Origin of the sequence: Pseudomonas sp. NMI542_15 (assembly GCF_021283425.1) — a bacterium.
GTDB lineage: Bacteria > Pseudomonadota > Gammaproteobacteria > Pseudomonadales > Pseudomonadaceae > Aquipseudomonas > Aquipseudomonas fortuita.
Genome location: NZ_JAJSRO010000017.1, coordinates 31,386 through 47,163 on the forward strand (window position 1 = coordinate 31,386; position 15,778 = coordinate 47,163).

Sequence of the window (15,778 nt, forward strand, 5' to 3'; positions counted from 1 at the left end):
ATATTCAATGGCCGCGACCTGCCGGAAACTGTAAGTCCGCCTGCCACGCCCAGGCGTTCACATAATTCCAAGAGAGGAAACCGGCATGCCCGCCCAGGACAACAGCCGCTTCGTGATCCGTGATCGCAACTGGCACCCCAAAGCCCTTACGCCTGACTACAAAACGTCCATTGCCCGCTCGCCGCGCCAGGCACTGGTCAGCATTCCACAGTCGATCAGCGAAACCACTGGTCCGAACTTTTCCCACCTGGGCTTCGGCGCCCACGACCATGACCTGCTGCTGAACTTCAACAACGGTGGCCTGCCAATCGGCGAGCGCATCATTGTGGCCGGCCGCGTCGTCGACCAGTACGGCAAGCCTGTGCCGAACACCCTGGTGGAGATGTGGCAAGCCAACGCCGGTGGCCGCTACCGGCACAAGAACGACCGTTACCTGGCACCGCTGGACCCGAACTTTGGTGGTGTCGGCCGTTGCCTGACCGACAGCGACGGCTACTACAGCTTCCGCACCATCAAGCCGGGCCCGTACCCATGGCGCAACGGCCCGAACGACTGGCGCCCGGCGCACATCCACTTCGGCATCAGCGGCCCGTCGATTGCGACCAAGCTGATCACCCAGTTGTATTTCGAGGGTGACCCGCTGATCCCGATGTGCCCGATCGTCAAGTCGATCGCCAACCCTGAAGCTGTACAGCAGTTGATCGCCAAGCTCGACATGAGCAACGCCAACCCGATGGACTGCCTGGCCTACCGCTTTGACATCGTGCTGCGCGGCCAGCGCAAGACCCACTTCGAAAACTGCTGAGGAACCCGCCATGCCAATCGAACTGCTGCCGGAAACCCCTTCGCAGACCGCCGGCCCCTACGTGCACATCGGCCTGGCCCTGGAAGCGGCCGGCAACCCGACCCGCGATCAGGAAATCTGGAACCGCCTGGCCAAGCCGGACGCGCCAGGCGAGCACATTCTGCTACTCGGCCAGGTGTATGACGGTAACGGCCACCTGGTGCGCGACTCGTTCCTGGAAGTGTGGCAGGCCGACGCCAATGGCGAGTATCAGGATGCCTACAACCTGGAGAACGCCTTCAACAGCTTCGGCCGCACCGCCACCACCTTCGATGCTGGCGAGTGGACGCTGCACACGGTCAAGCCGGGTGTGGTGAACAATGCTGCTGGCGTGCCGATGGCGCCGCACATCAACATCAGCCTGTTTGCCCGTGGCATCAACATCCACCTGCACACGCGCCTGTACTTCGATGATGAAGCCCAAGCCAACGCCAAGTGCCCGGTGCTCAACCTGATTGAGCAGCCGCAGCGGCGTGAAACCTTGATTGCCAAGCGTTGCGAAGTGGATGGGAAAACGGCGTATCGTTTCGATATCCGTATTCAGGGGGAAGGCGAGACCGTCTTCTTCGACTTCTGAGTTGAAGCCCGGGGCCGCTTTGCGGCCCATTCGCGGGGCAAACCCGCTCCCACAGGTACTGCACTGTCCTGTGGGGGCGGGCTTGCCCCGCGAATGCTTTAACGCCGAACCAGCAACACCCCACTCTCCATGTGGTGGGTATAGGGGAACTGGTCAAACAGCGCACAGCGCTCGATGCGGTGGGTGTCCTGCAACTGGGCGATGTTCGCCGCCAGGGTTTCCGGGTTGCACGAGATGTACAGAATCCGCTCGAAACGCCGGGTCAGCTCGCAGGTGTCCGGGTCCATCCCTGCCCGCGGCGGGTCGACGAACACCGTACCGAACGCGTAGCTCTTCAGGTCGATGCCTTCCAGACGACGGAACGGCCGCACCTCATTCAGCGCCTGGGTCAGCTCCTCTGCCGACAAACGCACCAGTCGCACGTTATCCACAGCGTTCTCTTCGAGGTTGCTGAGCGCAGCATTGACCGAGGTCTTGCTGATTTCGGTCGCCAGGACCTGACGCACGCGGGTGGCCAGTGGCAGGGTGAAGTTGCCGTTGCCGCAGTACAGTTCCAGCAAATCGTCCTGGCGCTCGCCAATGGCCTCGTAGGCCCAGCTCAGCATTTTCTGGTTCACCGCGCCGTTGGGCTGGGTGAACGCACCTTCCGGCTGGCGATAGCTGAACACACGGCCGGCCACGTCGAGTTTTTCCACCGCGTAGTCGCGGCCGATCACCAGGCGCTTGCCCTTGGAGCGGCCAATCACGCTCACACCCAGCGCTTCGGCCAGTTGCCGCGCTTGCGCTTCCCAGGCCTCGTCCAGCGGGCGGTGGTAACACATCGTGATCATCGCATCGCCGGCCAGGGTGGTGAGGAACTCCACCTGGAACAGGCGATTGCCCAGTTCCTCACTGGCTTGCCAGGCCGCCTTCAGGCGCGGCATCAGTGCATTGATGCGCTCGCTGGCAATGGGGAAATCGTCGATCAGAATCGCCTTGTGCTTGTCGCCCGGGGCGAACATGGCGTAGTGGCGCTGGCCGTCCTCGCGCCACAGGCGGAACTCGGCGCGCAGGCGGTAGTGCTCGCGCGGCGAGTCGAAAACTGCGGGTTCCGGCGCACCGAAGGGCGCCAGCAGCTCGCGTAGCCGGGCCACCTTGGCGTCCAGCTGGGTGGCGTAGGAGGAGGGGTCGAAAGCAGCACTCATGCGTTGAACCAGCCCAGCTTGATGACGAACAGGATGGAAAGGATCACCAAGGCCGGGTTCAGGTCGCGGTGGCGGCCGGAGATCAGCTTGACGGCGGTCCAGGAGATGAAGCCGAAGGCGATACCGTTGGCGATCGAGTAGGTCAGCGGCATGGCCAGGGCGGTCACTACCACCGGCGCGGCTTCGGTGACGTCGTCCCAGTTTATTTCTGCCAGGCCCGAGGCCATCAGCACCGCGACGAACAGCAGCGCCGGTGCGGTGGCGAACGCCGGCACGCTACCGGCCAGCGGAGCGAAGAACAACGCCAGCAGGAACAGCACGGCAACCACGATGGCGGTCAGGCCGGTGCGGCCACCGGCGCTCACGCCCGCAGCGGACTCGATATAGCTGGTGGTGGTCGAGGTCCCCAGCAGGGAACCGGCCATGGCGGCGGTGCTGTCGGCGATCAGGGCGCGGCCCATCTTCGGCATGTGGCCGTCCTTGCCCATCAGGCCGGCGCGCTTGGCCACGGCGATCAGGGTGCCGGAGTTGTCGAACAGGTCAACGAACAGGAACGCGAAGATCACGCTGATCAGGCCCACATCGAGGGCACCGGCGATGTCCAGCTGCAGGAAGGTGGGTGCCAGCGAAGGGGGCATCGACACGACCCCGCCGAACGGCGTCACACCCATTGCGATCGACGCGACGGTGACGGCCAGGATGCCGATCAACACCGCGCCGCGCACCTTCAGCGACTCAAGGCCGACGATCAGGAAGAAGCCCAGCGTGGCGAGAATCACCGAGGGCTGCTTGAGGTCGCCCATGCCCACCAAGGTGGCTGGGTTATCGACGACGATGCCCGCGTTATGCAAGGCGATCAGCGCCAGGAACAAACCAATACCAGCAGCGATGGCCGAGCGCAGCGGCAGCGGGATGCTGTTAACGATCCACTCGCGGATGCGGAAGATCGACAGCAGGAAGAACATCACCGCCGACAGGAACACCGCGCCCAGCGCGACTTGCCAGGTGTGGCCCATGTGCAGCACCACGGTGTAGGTGAAGAACGCGTTCAGGCCCATGCCCGGCGCCAGGGCGATCGGGTAGTTGGCAATCAGGCCCATGGTGGTGGAGCCGATGGCCGCTGCCAGGCAGGTGGCGACGAAGATCGCGCCCTTGTCCATGCCGGTCTCGCCGAGGATGCTCGGGTTGACGAACAGGATGTAGGCCATCGCCAGGAAGGTGGTGACGCCCGCGAGAATCTCGGTGCGCACGTTGGTGTTGTGTGCTTTTAGTTGAAACAGCCTTTCCAGCATGCCCGCTCCCCAAGGCGCCCCCGGCGCCATGAATGTATCGACCCCATCAGCAAAGCACAGACCGTACCGGTTGCCGTGGTTTTGTGTGGGGAGGAAAAAAGCCGCGCATCATACCAGCATGCTTGGCAGGGGCCTATGGCCGTTGGGGAATGGGTTTCCATAGCCGGTACCGGCCCTGTGGGAGCGGGCTTGTCCCGCGAAGAGGCCGGCACAGGCAACTGATCAACCGTTATGCAACCGGTCCCGCTTGGCCAGTGTCGGGAACATTTTAATCCACACCCCGGTCACCAGCAGCGTGCCCACCCCGCCCATCACCACTGCCGGCACTGTGCCAAACCAGTGCGCCGTCACCCCGGATTCGAACTCGCCGAGCTGGTTCGAGGCACCAATGAACAACCCGTTCACCGCGCTTACCCGGCCACGCATTTCATCTGGTGTCTCCAGCTGCACGAACGAACTGCGAATGACCATGCTGATCATGTCCGCCGCGCCTAGCACCACCAGCACCGCCAGCGAGAACCAGAACGAGGTCGACAGGCCGAAGGCGATGGTGGCCACGCCGAACACGCCGACAGCGGTAAACATGGTCCGCCCGACGTTGCGCTCGAACGGGAAGCGTGCCAGCCACAGCGACATGCACAACGCCCCCACCGCCGGTGCCGAGCGCAGCAGGCCCAGGCCCAGCGGGCCGGTCAGCAGGATGTCCTTGGCGAACACCGGCAGCAGCGCGGTGGCCCCACCCAGCAATACAGCGAACAGGTCCAGCGAAATGGCCCCGAGAATATCGGGCCGGCTGCGGATGAAGCGGATGCCGGCCAGCAGTGATTCGATGCTGGCGCGCCCGCGCTGCACGACCTGGCCGCGTGCCTGCAGGCTCAGGGTGAGCACGCAGGCGATGGCGTACAGGGCCACGGTGGGGCCATACACCCAGAGGCTGCCAAAGGCATACAGGAAGCCGCCCACCGCCGGCGCCACGATGGTTGCCGACTGGGTCGCCGACGCCGACGCTGCCACTGCCCGAGGGAACAGGCCGGGCGGCACCACGTTGGGCAACAGCGCCTGGGTTGCCGGCATTTCGAACGAGCGCGTGGCGCCGAGCAGGAAGGCGAGGGCGAAGATCAACTCGCGGGTGACGTTGTCGGTGGCGCTGCCTACGGCCAGTGCCAGGGCAATCAGCCCCTGCAGGCTCTGGCACAGGGCAGCGACCTTGCGCCGGTCATAGCGGTCAGCCACATGCCCGGTGTGCAGCATGAACAGCACACGCGGGGCGAACTCGACCAGGCCGACCAGGCCCAGGTCCAGCACATTGCCGGTCAACTGGTAGAGGTGCCAACCAATGGCCACGGTGAGCATCTGAAAGCCGCTGGCGGTGAATACACGGGCCAGCCAGAAGGCCAGGAAGGGACGGTGGTGACGCAACAACTGCGGTGCGGAATCGGACATCGGAAACCAAGGGCCTCGGCGCAGTAGAGGGGGTGCGCAGCGTATCACCTGTTTGTAACAAGTGGTTACTGTTTGCCCGGATCGGCACTTTTTCACGCTGTATGAAAGAGGGTGGGGCAACGGGTCACGCGACAAACAACCACACGGCTCGCCGGCCTATTCGGGACTATGCTTCTAGGCATTCGTTGATCTGGGTCAACCGTTGCTTTTGCAACAACCGACGAACGAATTGGCCTGCGGGCCGGAATCCCCACGATCGAACAGAACAATTCCAACGCGCCGCACTCGACTACCGTGGGGGCAGTGGGCGACGGGGCCACAAGCCCGGACGCCGGATTATCTGAAGAGGAAGCACCATGTTCGGAATAGAGGCCTTAGAGCTCGCCCGAATGCAGTTTGCCTTTACCGTGTCGTTCCACATCCTGTTCCCGGCCATCACCATTGGCCTGGCCAGCTACCTGGCAGTCCTCGAAGGGCTATGGCTGCGCACCCACCAGCAGGTCTACCGCGACCTCTATCACTTCTGGTCGAAGATCTTCGCCGTCAACTTCGGCATGGGCGTCGTCTCTGGCCTGGTCATGGCCTACCAGTTCGGCACCAACTGGAGCCGTTTCTCCGAGTTTGCCGGCGCCGTGACCGGACCGCTGCTGACCTATGAAGTACTGACCGCCTTCTTCCTCGAGGCGGGTTTCCTTGGCGTCATGCTGTTTGGCTGGAACCGTGTGGGCCGCGGCCTGCATTTTTTCTCCACGTGCATGGTGGCGCTCGGCACGCTGGTCTCCACGTTCTGGATCCTCGCTTCCAACAGCTGGATGCAAACCCCCCAAGGCCACGAGATCATCGATGGCCGGGTGGTGCCGGTGGACTGGTTTGCAGTGGTGTTCAACCCATCGTTCCCCTACCGACTGATGCACATGGCCACGGCCGCGTTCGTTTCCACAGCCTTTTTCGTCGGCGCCTCGGCGGCCTGGCACCTGCTGCGTGGGCGTGACAACCCGGCTGTGCGCAAAATGCTGTCGATGGCCATGTGGATGGCGTTGATCGTGGCTCCGGTCCAGGCGGTGATCGGCGACTTCCACGGCCTCAATACGCTCAAGCATCAGCCGGTGAAAATCGCGGCGATCGAAGGGCATTGGGAGAATGTACCTGGCGAGCCGACCCCGTTGATCCTGTTCGGTATCCCCGACATGAAGGCCGAGACCACGCGCTTCAAGGTCGAGATCCCGGCGCTCGGCAGCCTGATCCTGACCCACAGCCTGGACAAGCAGGTGCCGGCGATGAAGGAGTTTCCACCCGAGGACCGGCCCAACTCCACCATCGTCTTCTGGTCGTTCCGGATCATGGTCGGGCTCGGCTTCCTGATGATCTTCGTTGGCCTGTGGAGCCTGTGGCTACGCAAGCGCGGCACGCTCTATACCTCCCGCCCGTTCCTGTATATGGCGCTATGGATGGGGCCCTCCGGGCTGATCGCATTGCTCGCCGGCTGGTTCACCACCGAGATCGGCCGCCAACCGTGGGTGGTGTATGGCCTGATGCGTACGGCGGACGGTGTGTCGAATCACAGCTACGCCCAGCTTGGTTTCACGTTGGTGGCCTTTGTGGTGGTGTATTTCGCCCTGTTCGGCACCGGGCTTGGCTACATGATGCGCCTGGTGCGCAAGGGCCCGCAGACTGGAGAAGGCGACGCGCCTACACCGGGCGGACCTGGCCAGAAGCGCACGCCCGCGCGGCCGCTGTCTGCCGCCGATGATGGCCATGAGGCCAAGACTGCCAGCCTGAGCAAGGAGGACTGAGCCATGGGTATCGACCTTCCGCTGATCTGGGCCGTAATCATCATCTTCGGCGTCATGATGTACGTGGTGATGGACGGTTTCGACCTGGGGATCGGCATGCTTTTCCCCTTCGTCAAGGGCGAGCAGGACCGTGATGTGATGATGAACACCGTCGCCCCGGTATGGGACGGCAACGAAACCTGGCTGGTCCTGGGCGGTGCCGGGCTGTTCGGGGCGTTCCCGATGGCCTATGCAGTGATACTCGAAGCATTGTACCTGCCACTGATCCTGATGCTGATTGGCTTGATCTTCCGCGGTGTTGCCTTCGAGTTCCGCTTCAAGGCCACCTCCGACAAGCGGCATATCTGGGACAAGGCGTTCATCTGGGGCTCACTGGTCGCTACCTTCTTCCAGGGCGTGGCCCTGGGCGCCTTCCTCGAAGGCTTCAAAGTGGTCGACCGGCATTTTGCCGGGGGTACCCTCGACTGGCTCACCCCGTTCAGCCTGTTCTGTGGCGTGGGGCTGATCGTTGCCTACACGCTGTTAGGGTGCACCTGGCTGATCATGAAGACCGAAGGGTCGCTGCAACAGAAGATGCACGATCTTGCACGGCCGCTGGCGCTGGTATTGCTGGTAGTGATCGGTATCGTCAGCCTGTGGACACCCATCGCTTATCCACAGATTGCCGACCGCTGGTTCAGCATGCCTAACCTGATCTGGTTCATGCCGGTGCCGCTGCTGGTACTGGTGACGTTCTACGGGCTGCTCAAGGCGGTGGCGCGCAATGCGCACTACACGCCGTTCCTGCTCACCCTGGTGCTGATCTTCCTCGGCTACAGCGGGCTGGGCATCAGCCTGTGGCCGAACATCATCCCGCCGTCGATTTCGATCTGGGATGCTGCAGCGCCACCGCAAAGCCAGGGCTTCATGCTGGTGGGCACGCTGTTTATCCTGCCGTTCATCCTCATGTACACCTTCTGGAGCTACTACGTGTTCCGCGGCAAGGTGACCCATGAAGACGGCTATCACTAGGAGGGCCGCATGATGACCGGCAAACATGGCCTGGAAGAGAAGAAACCGCTGTGGCAGCGACTGGGTTGGCTGGTGCTGATCTGGGCAATGAGCGTTGCGGCCCTGGGGGTGGCAGCGTGGGTGATGCGGCTTTTCATGGGAGCAGCAGGATTGACCACCCATTGAGAACAACGGGGACATCTGTGGGAGCGGGCTTGCCCCGCGAACACCGGCAAAGCCGGTGCCATGCACCGCGCGGCCCCCTTCGCGGGACAAGCCCACGCCCACAATGACCGGTGTTCTCTGCGTGACAGCGCAGCCCAAGGGCTGGGCAACCTCCCACAGGATGCCCGCAGGGGCTTACTTGCGGGCTTTCAGGATGACGAACTTGGGCGTCGCCGCCACCTGCTCCACCCCTCGGAACAACCGCGCCAGCTTGCTGTGATAGCCCAGGTGGCGGTTACCCACGATATACAACGCCCCACCCACCACCAGCGCTTCGCGCGCCTGCTGGAACATGCGCCAGGCAAGGAAATCGCCCACCACCTGCTGCTGGTGGAACGGCGGGTTGCACAGCACTACATCGAGCGACTGCTTCTCCACCCCTGCCAACCCATCGGCTGCAATGAAAGTCGCCGGGCGCTCGCCCAACGCGGCTTGCCAGTTTTCCTGCGCCGATTGCACCGCCATGTACGATTCGTCGACTAGCGTGTACTGGGCATCGGGGTTGGTCAGTGCGCTGGCAATTGCCAGCACGCCATTGCCGCAGCCAAGGTCCGCCACCCGTGCGTTGCCCAAGTCGCGTGGGAGGTGTGGCAGGAATGCCCGGGTGCCGATATCCAGGCCTTCACGGCAGAACACGTTGGCGTGGTTGACCAGCTCCAGCGCAGGCGCGTCGAGGCGGTAGCGGCTCGGGTAGGGCGAGCTTGCGGCCGGCCGTTCGGCCAGCGTCGCGGTCAGCAGGCGAGCCTTTTTCTGCGCCAGCGAGGCTTGCACCGGGCCGATGTACTTTTCCATCAGGTCGCCGGCTGCGTGTGGCAAGTGCTTGATCATCGCCCCGGCAATCACCTGCGCGCCTGGCGCCAGGTGGCCCTGCAGGCGGATCAGTTGTTCTTCAAGCAGGGCCAGTGTCTTGGGCACGCGCACCAGCACCCGGTCGAACGTGCCATTCCAGTGTTCGCTGGCCGGTACGAAGGGCACGCTGTCGAACGGCAAACCGTTGCGCGCCAGGTTCTTTTCCAGGGCAAGGTGCGCCAGGTGAGAATCGCCGCTGCTGACCACCTGCAGCCGGCCCGCCAGGCTGGCGGCCAGGGCACCGAAGCTGTCATTGAGCACCAGTACCCGGCAGTTGGCGTCGGGTGCCTGTGCGTGCAACTGCGCAAGCAGGTACTCGTCGGCGGCGTCGAACGCCTGCAGCGGGTCGTTGGCCTGTTCCGGCTGGCGGATCAGGTCGAGTTCGGCGTAGGGGGTGGTCAACAGGGGCATGGCGTCTGGCTCGGGTATGAAACTGCCCGTTGCGGTTCGCCCCGGGCTTTGCCGGGCAATTCTACAGGGCTTTGCCCAAGGTCGCAGGTCTGAAGGTCAGATCCAGCCACGCAGGGCAGCGATGGCGATGGCGCCGGCCTTGTTGGCGGCGTTGGTCTTGGTGATCACGCTGCGGATATGGAAGTTCACGGTGCTCTGCGACAGTGACAGGATGCAAGCCACGTCGGCTGCGGTCTTGCCAGCGGCCGACCATTTCAGTACTTCCAGTTCACGCTCGCTCATTTTAGGTTGCGGTGGGCACAGTGCGCTCAGGTGGTGTTCGCCGAGTACGGCATGCAGGGTATGGCACAGCCACTGCACGCTGCCGGCCTTGTCGTACAGCTCCACGATGTCGATTGATTGGGCTGGTCTGGCCACGCTGATCTGGCTTTCATTGTGCTGCAGGTCGTGCAGTGATTGCGTCCAGCCATGACGCAAGCCGTACTGGCAGGCCGCTTCGCGAAACTGCGGGGCCTCACGATACAGTTCGTCGGTCCACAGCACCGGCATGGTCGAACTGTGGCTGACGCTGGCGGCCGGGTCCTGCTTGTAGAACTCATCGCGCTGGTAGCGCTCGATCCACTCCGCCGGGTAGTTGCTGTAGAGGTACACCCTGGGTGTCTGCGTGGCGATCTGGATGCGCATGTTCAGCCCGAGGTACTCCATGTCCAGGTCTTGCGCCAGATGTACCGCGATGTCGAACAGCTTCCGTGGGCTGCGTTCGTTGACGAACGCTTGAAGGTGTTCGGGATTCCAGTGAAGCATCAGAAATTCCTCGGGTGCGTCGGATCCAATCCATTTGGGTACCCGGCTTATTGTAGGAAAAGACCTAGCATGGCGTTGGGAATTTTTTGTTATAGCGCTTAGGGGTTTCTGCAAATTCGGCACGATCCGGTTGTGTGAGGCCCTACAAAGCAGTGGTTTTTATCCGCGCCACTTTGCGCGACACTGTGCGCACGTCAACCCTGGAGCCCGATATGACCGCTAGCGCCGAAAAGTTCACCCGCCAGACCCTGCTCGATGTTCAGCCGCTCACGCCGAACCTCTTCAGCCTGCGGGTTACGCGCGATGCGGGGTTCCGCTTCCGTTCCGGACAGTTCGCCCGCCTTGGTGTGACCAAGGCCGATGGCAGCGTGGTGTGGCGCGCCTACTCCATGGTCAGCGCACCCCATGACGAGCACCTCGACTTCTTCTCCATCGTGGTGCCAGGGGGGGAGTTCACCAGTGAGCTGAGCCGGCTGGGGGCGGGTGATACCTTGCTGATCGACCGCCAGGCCTTCGGTTTCCTTACCCTTGACCGCTTCGTGGGCGGGCGCGACCTGTGGCTGCTGGCGACCGGCACCGGTATTGCGCCATTCATGTCGATCCTGCAGGACTTCGAAGCCTGGGAGCGTTTTGACAGCATCAAGCTGGTGTATTCGGTGCGTGAAGCGAAAGAGCTGGCCTACGTGGATGAAATCGCAGGGCTGGAGCAGCGCGACTATCTGGCTGAGTATGCCGGCAAGCTGCAGTTCATTCCGGTGGTGACCCGTGAGCAGCACCCCGGGGCTTTGAATCAGCGGATTACCACGCTGATCGAGAATGGCGAGCTGGAGCAGGCGGCGGGGTTGGAGCTGTCGCCCGAGCATTCGCGGGTGATGCTGTGCGGTAACCCGGAGATGATCGATGAAACTCGCAAGGTGCTGAAGGCGCGTGACTTGCAGCTGAGCCTGAGCAAGCGGCCGGGGCAGGTGGCGGTCGAAAACTATTGGTAATGCTATTGGGGCCGCAAAGCGGCCCCAGCAACCTCAAGGCAACCGATTCTGGTTCTGCGTCTTGAGCAAATCGCGAATTTCGGTCAGCAGCGTCTCTTCAGCAGAAGGCACCGGCGGCGCAGTCGGTGCCACGGCTTCTTCGCGCTTGAGCCTGTTGATCGCCTTCACCCCCATGAAGATGGCAAAGGCAACGATCAGGAAGTCGATCACGGTCTGGATGAACTTGCCATAGGCCAGCACCACTGCCGGAATGTCACCGTCGGCAGCCTTCAGGGTAATGGCCAGGTCGCTGAAGTCCACCCCCCCGATCAACAGGCCCAGTGGCGGCATGACCACGTCGCCGACGAAGGACGAGACGATCTTGCCGAAGGCCGCGCCGATGATGATACCGACCGCCATGTCGACGACATTGCCTTTGACCGCGAAGGCCTTGAACTCACTGATCATGCCCATGTTTGGTTCCTTGTAACAAAAGGTAAGGTTAACGCAGTGTAAGCCACTAAAACGCTTCATGCGTTGTGTTCAGGGCTACTGACTGCGCTTAGAACGAATAGTTTTGTCGCATCCCGAAGCGTTCGAGACACGTCCTGCTCGGCTATGATGGCGGTTTTTTCCAGGAGACCCCACCCATGGCCAAGGCCAAGCGCTTGTATGGCTGCACCGAGTGCGGCGCGACCTTCCCCAAATGGGCCGGCCAGTGTGGCGAATGCGGAGCCTGGAACACGCTGGTCGAAACCATGATCGAAAGCGGTGGTGCGGCCGCGCCCAGCAGCGGCCGCGCCGGCTGGACCGGCCAGCAAGCGCAGATCAAGACCCTGGCCGAAGTCAGCGTTGAGGAAATCCCGCGCTTCACCACCAGCAGCACCGAACTGGACCGCGTGTTGGGCGGTGGCCTGGTGGATGGCTCGGTGGTGCTGATTGGTGGCGACCCAGGCATCGGCAAATCGACCATCCTGCTGCAGACCTTGTGCAACATTGCCTCGGGCATGCCGGCGCTGTACGTCACGGGTGAAGAGTCGCAGCAGCAAGTGGCCATGCGCTCGCGGCGCCTGGGCTTGCCCCAGGACAAGCTCAAGGTCATGACCGAAACCTGTATTGAAACCATTATCGCCACCGCGCGGGTCGAGAAGCCTCGGGTAATGGTGATCGACTCGATCCAGACTATTTTCACCGAGCAGTTGCAGTCGGCTCCTGGCGGGGTAGCCCAGGTGCGCGAGAGCACGGCGCTACTGGTGCGTTACGCCAAGCAGAGCGGCACGGCGATCTTCCTGGTCGGCCACGTGACCAAGGAAGGCTCGCTGGCCGGCCCACGGGTACTGGAGCACATGGTCGATACCGTGCTGTATTTCGAAGGTGAGTCCGACGGCCGCCTGCGCTTGTTGCGAGCGGTGAAAAACCGCTTTGGTGCGGTCAACGAACTGGGCGTGTTCGGCATGACCGACCGGGGCCTGAAAGAGGTGTCCAACCCGTCGGCGATCTTCCTTAACCGTACCCAGGAAGAAGTACCGGGCAGTGTGGTGATGGCGACTTGGGAAGGCACCCGGCCAATGCTGGTCGAGGTACAGGCGCTGGTCGACGACAGCCACTTGGCCAACCCGCGCCGGGTAACCCTGGGCCTGGACCAGAACCGCCTGGCCATGTTGCTGGCGGTGCTGCACCGCCACGGCGGTATTCCCACCCACGATCAGGACGTGTTCTTAAATGTGGTAGGCGGGGTCAAGGTGCTGGAAACGGCGTCGGACCTGGCGCTGCTGGCGGCGGTGATGTCCAGCTTGCGTAACCGGCCACTGGCCCATGGGCTGCTGGTGTTTGGCGAGATCGGCCTGTCGGGCGAGGTGCGGCCGGTGCCTAGCGGGCAGGAGCGGTTGAAGGAAGCGGCCAAGCATGGCTTCAAGCGGGCGATCGTGCCCAAGGGCAATGCGCCGAAAGAGGCGCCGGCGGGGCTGCAGGTAATTGCCGTCACCCGTCTGGAACAGGCCCTGGATGCATTGTTCGAGTAATCCGTAGTCAGGCCCGGCCCTATCGCCGGCAAGCCAGCTCCCACAGGACCACAGTTTCCAGGTCCTGTGCAGTACCTGTGGGAGCTGGCTTGCCGGCGATAGGGCCAGTACAGTCAAACGAAAAAGGGGCCGACGATGCGCGTCGGCCCCCCTCTCACCGCTCAGTCAGCGGTCAATGCTCGGCAACTGCCTCGCGCCTGACCGTCTGGTTGCCATGCTCGTCCAGCTCCAGCATCGGCACTTCGTTGCCTTCGGCATCGAACAGCTTGCCATCCTTGAAGTAGTCGCCATCACGCAGCGCGGAAATGTCGGAGTACTGGATGGTGCGTTCGTAAGCTGCAGCGAACACGGACTGGTTTTCCGAGTTGCCGGTGGTGAAGTGGTTGAATATCAGGTTCAGCAGGATGGCCATGATTGCCGCCGAGCTGATGCCCGAGTGGAAGATGGTCTCGAACCAGTTCGGGAAGTGGTGGTAGAAGGTTGGTGCGGCGATCGGGATCATGCCGAAGCCCAGCGAAGCCGCGACGATGATCAGGTTGACGTTGTTCTTGTAGCTGACCTTGGACAGGGTGCGGATACCGCTGGCCGCCACGGTGCCGAACAGCACGATGCCCGCGCCGCCCAGTACCGGGGTCGGTACTGCCGCAATCACCCGGCCCATGACCGGCAGAAGGCCGAGTACCACCAGAATCACGCCACCCGTGGCCACCACGTAACGGCTCTTGACCCCGGTCACGGCCACCAGGCCAACGTTCTGGGCGAACGCGCTCTGGGTAAACGAGCCGAAGATCGGCGCCAGGATGCTCGATGCCATGTCGGCGCGCAGGCCGTTGCCCAGGCGTTTGGAGTCGACCTTGGTCTCGATGATCTCACCCACGGCGAGGATGTCGGCCGAGGTTTCCACCAGGGTTACCATGATCACGATGCACATCGACAGGATCGCGGCGATGTGGAATTCCGGCATACCGAAGTGGAACGGCGTGGGGAAGGCGAACATCGGGCCTTCGGCGACCTTGCTGAAGTCGGTCATGCCCAGCGCCCAGGCGATGAGGGTGCCGAACACCATGGCCAGCAGGATCGACAGGCGCGAGATGGTCGCGCTGCCCAGCTTGCTCAGCAGCAGCACGATGGCAAAGGTCAGCCCCGCCAGGCCGATGTTGGCCACGCTGCCAAATTCCGGCGAAGCGCTGTTGCCGCCCATCACCCAACGAGCGGCGACCGGCATCAGCGTCAGGCCGATGGTGGTGATGACGATGCCGGTCACCAGCGGCGGGAAGAACTTGGTGATGCGCGAGAACACCGGGGTGATCAGAAAGCCGATCAGCGATGCTGCCATGACTGCGCCGAGCACACCGGGCAGGCCACCGCCGCCCTCGCTGCTGAGGATGGCACCCATGGTCGCCACACCGGCAAACGACACGCCCTGCACCAGCGGCAACTGGCAGCCGAAGAACGGCAGGCCGAGGGTTTGCAGCAGGGTGGCCAGGCCACCGGCAAACAGCGAGGCGGCAATCAGCATGCCGATCTCGGCGCCGTTGAGGCCTGCGGCCTGCCCCAGGATCAGGGGTACCGCGACAATCCCTCCGTACATGGTCAGCACATGTTGCAGACCGTAGGCCAGGTTGGCACCAAGGCCGAGGTTTTCGTCCTCGGGGCGCTTGGCGGGAGACGTGCTAGGGGACGTAGTCATGGAGCAGGCTCTCTGTTTATTTTTGTGTCGCTACTGTAGACAGTTCCTGCAAATGATTGCCACTAGAATTGTATACAATATTTTGATCGGAGCGCGCACATCGGCGGCCTCCGGATGTGCGAAAACCCAATGCAGAAGGCGTACCAACTCATCAAATGCTGTATTAGAGGGGTGTGTACAAAGTGCAGCTACCCAGCCTTAAAGCTGTCTGGGTAGACAGGAAACACAACGCGGGAAGGCTATTAGCTAGCTAAAAGATTTCATTATTCGATGAGTTCGCGCAGCTCACGCATCATTCTGGTGCTGTCAGCCCCGTTCAATTCCACAAGACGGTGCAAATGGCTCATCGAATCAATGTCGATGTACAAGCAGATGAAGCCCAGTCGGTTCGGTTCTTCGTGGCGCAGTTCGACCTGCGTCTGCACCTCGGTCACTTCGTCGTTGAGCACAATGTAGGCTTCGAAGTCCTGGCTCAGGTCGGGATCCCAGGGTTGCGGGCTTTCGACCAGCAGGCCTTTGAGGGACAGGTCGAGCAGTTTCACCTCCCAGCAACGTTCGCCCTGGCACAGCCTGGTCGGGGCGTCGAACGGGATACGCAGGAAACGGCGGCGTTCGTCGTGATCGCTCATGGCATGGATCCTCGGGTAGGTCCTAAAGTGACATCCTGACTATAGTTAAAATGCTACG

General features: G+C 62.5%; 15 protein-coding genes. 7 read left to right on the forward strand and 8 right to left on the reverse strand.

Features of this window, described 5'->3' with window-relative positions; translation table 11 throughout:
• Positions 1 to 85: 85 nt before the first annotated feature.
• Positions 86 to 805, forward strand: coding sequence for a protocatechuate 3,4-dioxygenase subunit beta (gene pcaH, locus LU684_RS21510; protein WP_016489110.1), 720 nt, complete (start codon positions 86 to 88; stop codon positions 803 to 805).
• A gap of 10 nt (positions 806 to 815) precedes the next feature.
• Positions 816 to 1,421 (forward strand): protocatechuate 3,4-dioxygenase subunit alpha, encoded by a 606-nt coding sequence (pcaG, locus tag LU684_RS21515; protein ID WP_003251601.1) that lies wholly within the window; start codon positions 816 to 818, stop codon positions 1,419 to 1,421.
• 98 nt (positions 1,422 to 1,519) lie between these two features.
• On the opposite strand, the gene trmA is transcribed toward pcaG, so the two are convergent.
• The 3 genes from trmA to LU684_RS21530 all read right to left on the reverse strand — a co-directional run bounded on the left by trmA (position 1,520) and on the right by LU684_RS21530 (position 5,340).
• Positions 1,520 to 2,605, reverse strand: coding sequence for a tRNA (uridine(54)-C5)-methyltransferase TrmA (gene trmA / locus LU684_RS21520; RefSeq protein ID WP_060517401.1), 1,086 nt, complete (start codon positions 2,603 to 2,605; stop codon positions 1,520 to 1,522).
• Positions 2,602 to 3,897 (reverse strand): NCS2 family permease, encoded by a 1,296-nt coding sequence (locus tag LU684_RS21525; protein WP_016489108.1) that lies wholly within the window; start codon positions 3,895 to 3,897, stop codon positions 2,602 to 2,604. The genes trmA and LU684_RS21525 overlap by 4 nt, the downstream gene beginning before the upstream one ends.
• A gap of 222 nt (positions 3,898 to 4,119) precedes the next feature.
• A complete protein-coding gene (locus LU684_RS21530) occupies positions 4,120 to 5,340 on the reverse strand; it encodes an MFS transporter (protein WP_191086972.1) in 1,221 nt (406 codons plus the stop codon).
• Between the two features lie 356 nt (positions 5,341 to 5,696).
• Here LU684_RS21530 and LU684_RS21535 point away from each other — a divergent pair, with 356 nt between their 5' ends.
• The 3 genes from LU684_RS21535 to LU684_RS21545 are packed head-to-tail and all read left to right on the forward strand — an operon-like array spanning position 5,697 to position 8,309.
• Positions 5,697 to 7,133: a cytochrome ubiquinol oxidase subunit I gene (locus LU684_RS21535; RefSeq protein ID WP_016489106.1), complete on the forward strand. Its 1,437-nt coding sequence runs from the start codon at positions 5,697 to 5,699 to the stop codon at positions 7,131 to 7,133.
• A 3-nt stretch (positions 7,134 to 7,136) separates the two neighbouring features.
• Positions 7,137 to 8,144, forward strand: a complete 1,008-nt coding sequence (gene cydB / locus LU684_RS21540) for a cytochrome d ubiquinol oxidase subunit II (RefSeq protein WP_016489105.1) — start codon at positions 7,137 to 7,139, stop codon at positions 8,142 to 8,144.
• A gap of 9 nt (positions 8,145 to 8,153) precedes the next feature.
• Positions 8,154 to 8,309: a DUF2474 domain-containing protein gene (locus tag LU684_RS21545; RefSeq protein WP_016489104.1), complete on the forward strand. Its 156-nt coding sequence runs from the start codon at positions 8,154 to 8,156 to the stop codon at positions 8,307 to 8,309.
• A 174-nt stretch (positions 8,310 to 8,483) separates the two neighbouring features.
• Here the strand turns inward: LU684_RS21545 and LU684_RS21550 are convergent, their stop codons facing one another.
• Both LU684_RS21550 and LU684_RS21555 read right to left on the reverse strand, forming a co-directional pair.
• Positions 8,484 to 9,608, reverse strand: a complete 1,125-nt coding sequence (locus LU684_RS21550; RefSeq protein ID WP_023047385.1) for a methyltransferase — start codon at positions 9,606 to 9,608, stop codon at positions 8,484 to 8,486.
• A gap of 96 nt (positions 9,609 to 9,704) precedes the next feature.
• Entirely contained in the window at positions 9,705 to 10,412 is a 708-nt protein-coding gene (locus tag LU684_RS21555; RefSeq protein ID WP_060517403.1) for an autoinducer binding domain-containing protein, read from the reverse strand.
• A gap of 212 nt (positions 10,413 to 10,624) precedes the next feature.
• Between LU684_RS21555 and LU684_RS21560 the strand changes: the two genes are divergently transcribed.
• Positions 10,625 to 11,401 (forward strand): ferredoxin--NADP reductase, encoded by a 777-nt coding sequence (locus tag LU684_RS21560; protein WP_024718028.1) that lies wholly within the window; start codon positions 10,625 to 10,627, stop codon positions 11,399 to 11,401.
• Positions 11,402 to 11,434: 33 nt separating this feature from the next.
• Here LU684_RS21560 and mscL read toward each other — a convergent pair whose 3' ends face one another.
• On the reverse strand, positions 11,435 to 11,854 hold the full coding sequence (mscL, locus tag LU684_RS21565) for a large-conductance mechanosensitive channel protein MscL (RefSeq protein WP_016489100.1): 420 nt from the start codon (positions 11,852 to 11,854) through the stop codon (positions 11,435 to 11,437).
• 176 nt (positions 11,855 to 12,030) lie between these two features.
• On the opposite strand from mscL, the gene radA reads away from it, so the two are divergent.
• On the forward strand, positions 12,031 to 13,401 hold the full coding sequence (gene radA, locus LU684_RS21570) for a DNA repair protein RadA (protein ID WP_016489099.1): 1,371 nt from the start codon (positions 12,031 to 12,033) through the stop codon (positions 13,399 to 13,401).
• Between the two features lie 172 nt (positions 13,402 to 13,573).
• Here the strand turns inward: radA and LU684_RS21575 are convergent, their stop codons facing one another.
• Together LU684_RS21575 and LU684_RS21580 are read right to left on the reverse strand one after the other, a co-directional pair.
• On the reverse strand, positions 13,574 to 15,091 hold the full coding sequence (locus LU684_RS21575) for a nucleobase:cation symporter-2 family protein (RefSeq protein ID WP_016489098.1): 1,518 nt from the start codon (positions 15,089 to 15,091) through the stop codon (positions 13,574 to 13,576).
• A 263-nt stretch (positions 15,092 to 15,354) separates the two neighbouring features.
• Positions 15,355 to 15,720, reverse strand: a complete 366-nt coding sequence (locus LU684_RS21580) for a PilZ domain-containing protein (RefSeq protein ID WP_232895003.1) — start codon at positions 15,718 to 15,720, stop codon at positions 15,355 to 15,357.
• Between the last annotated feature and the right edge of the window lie 58 nt (positions 15,721 to 15,778).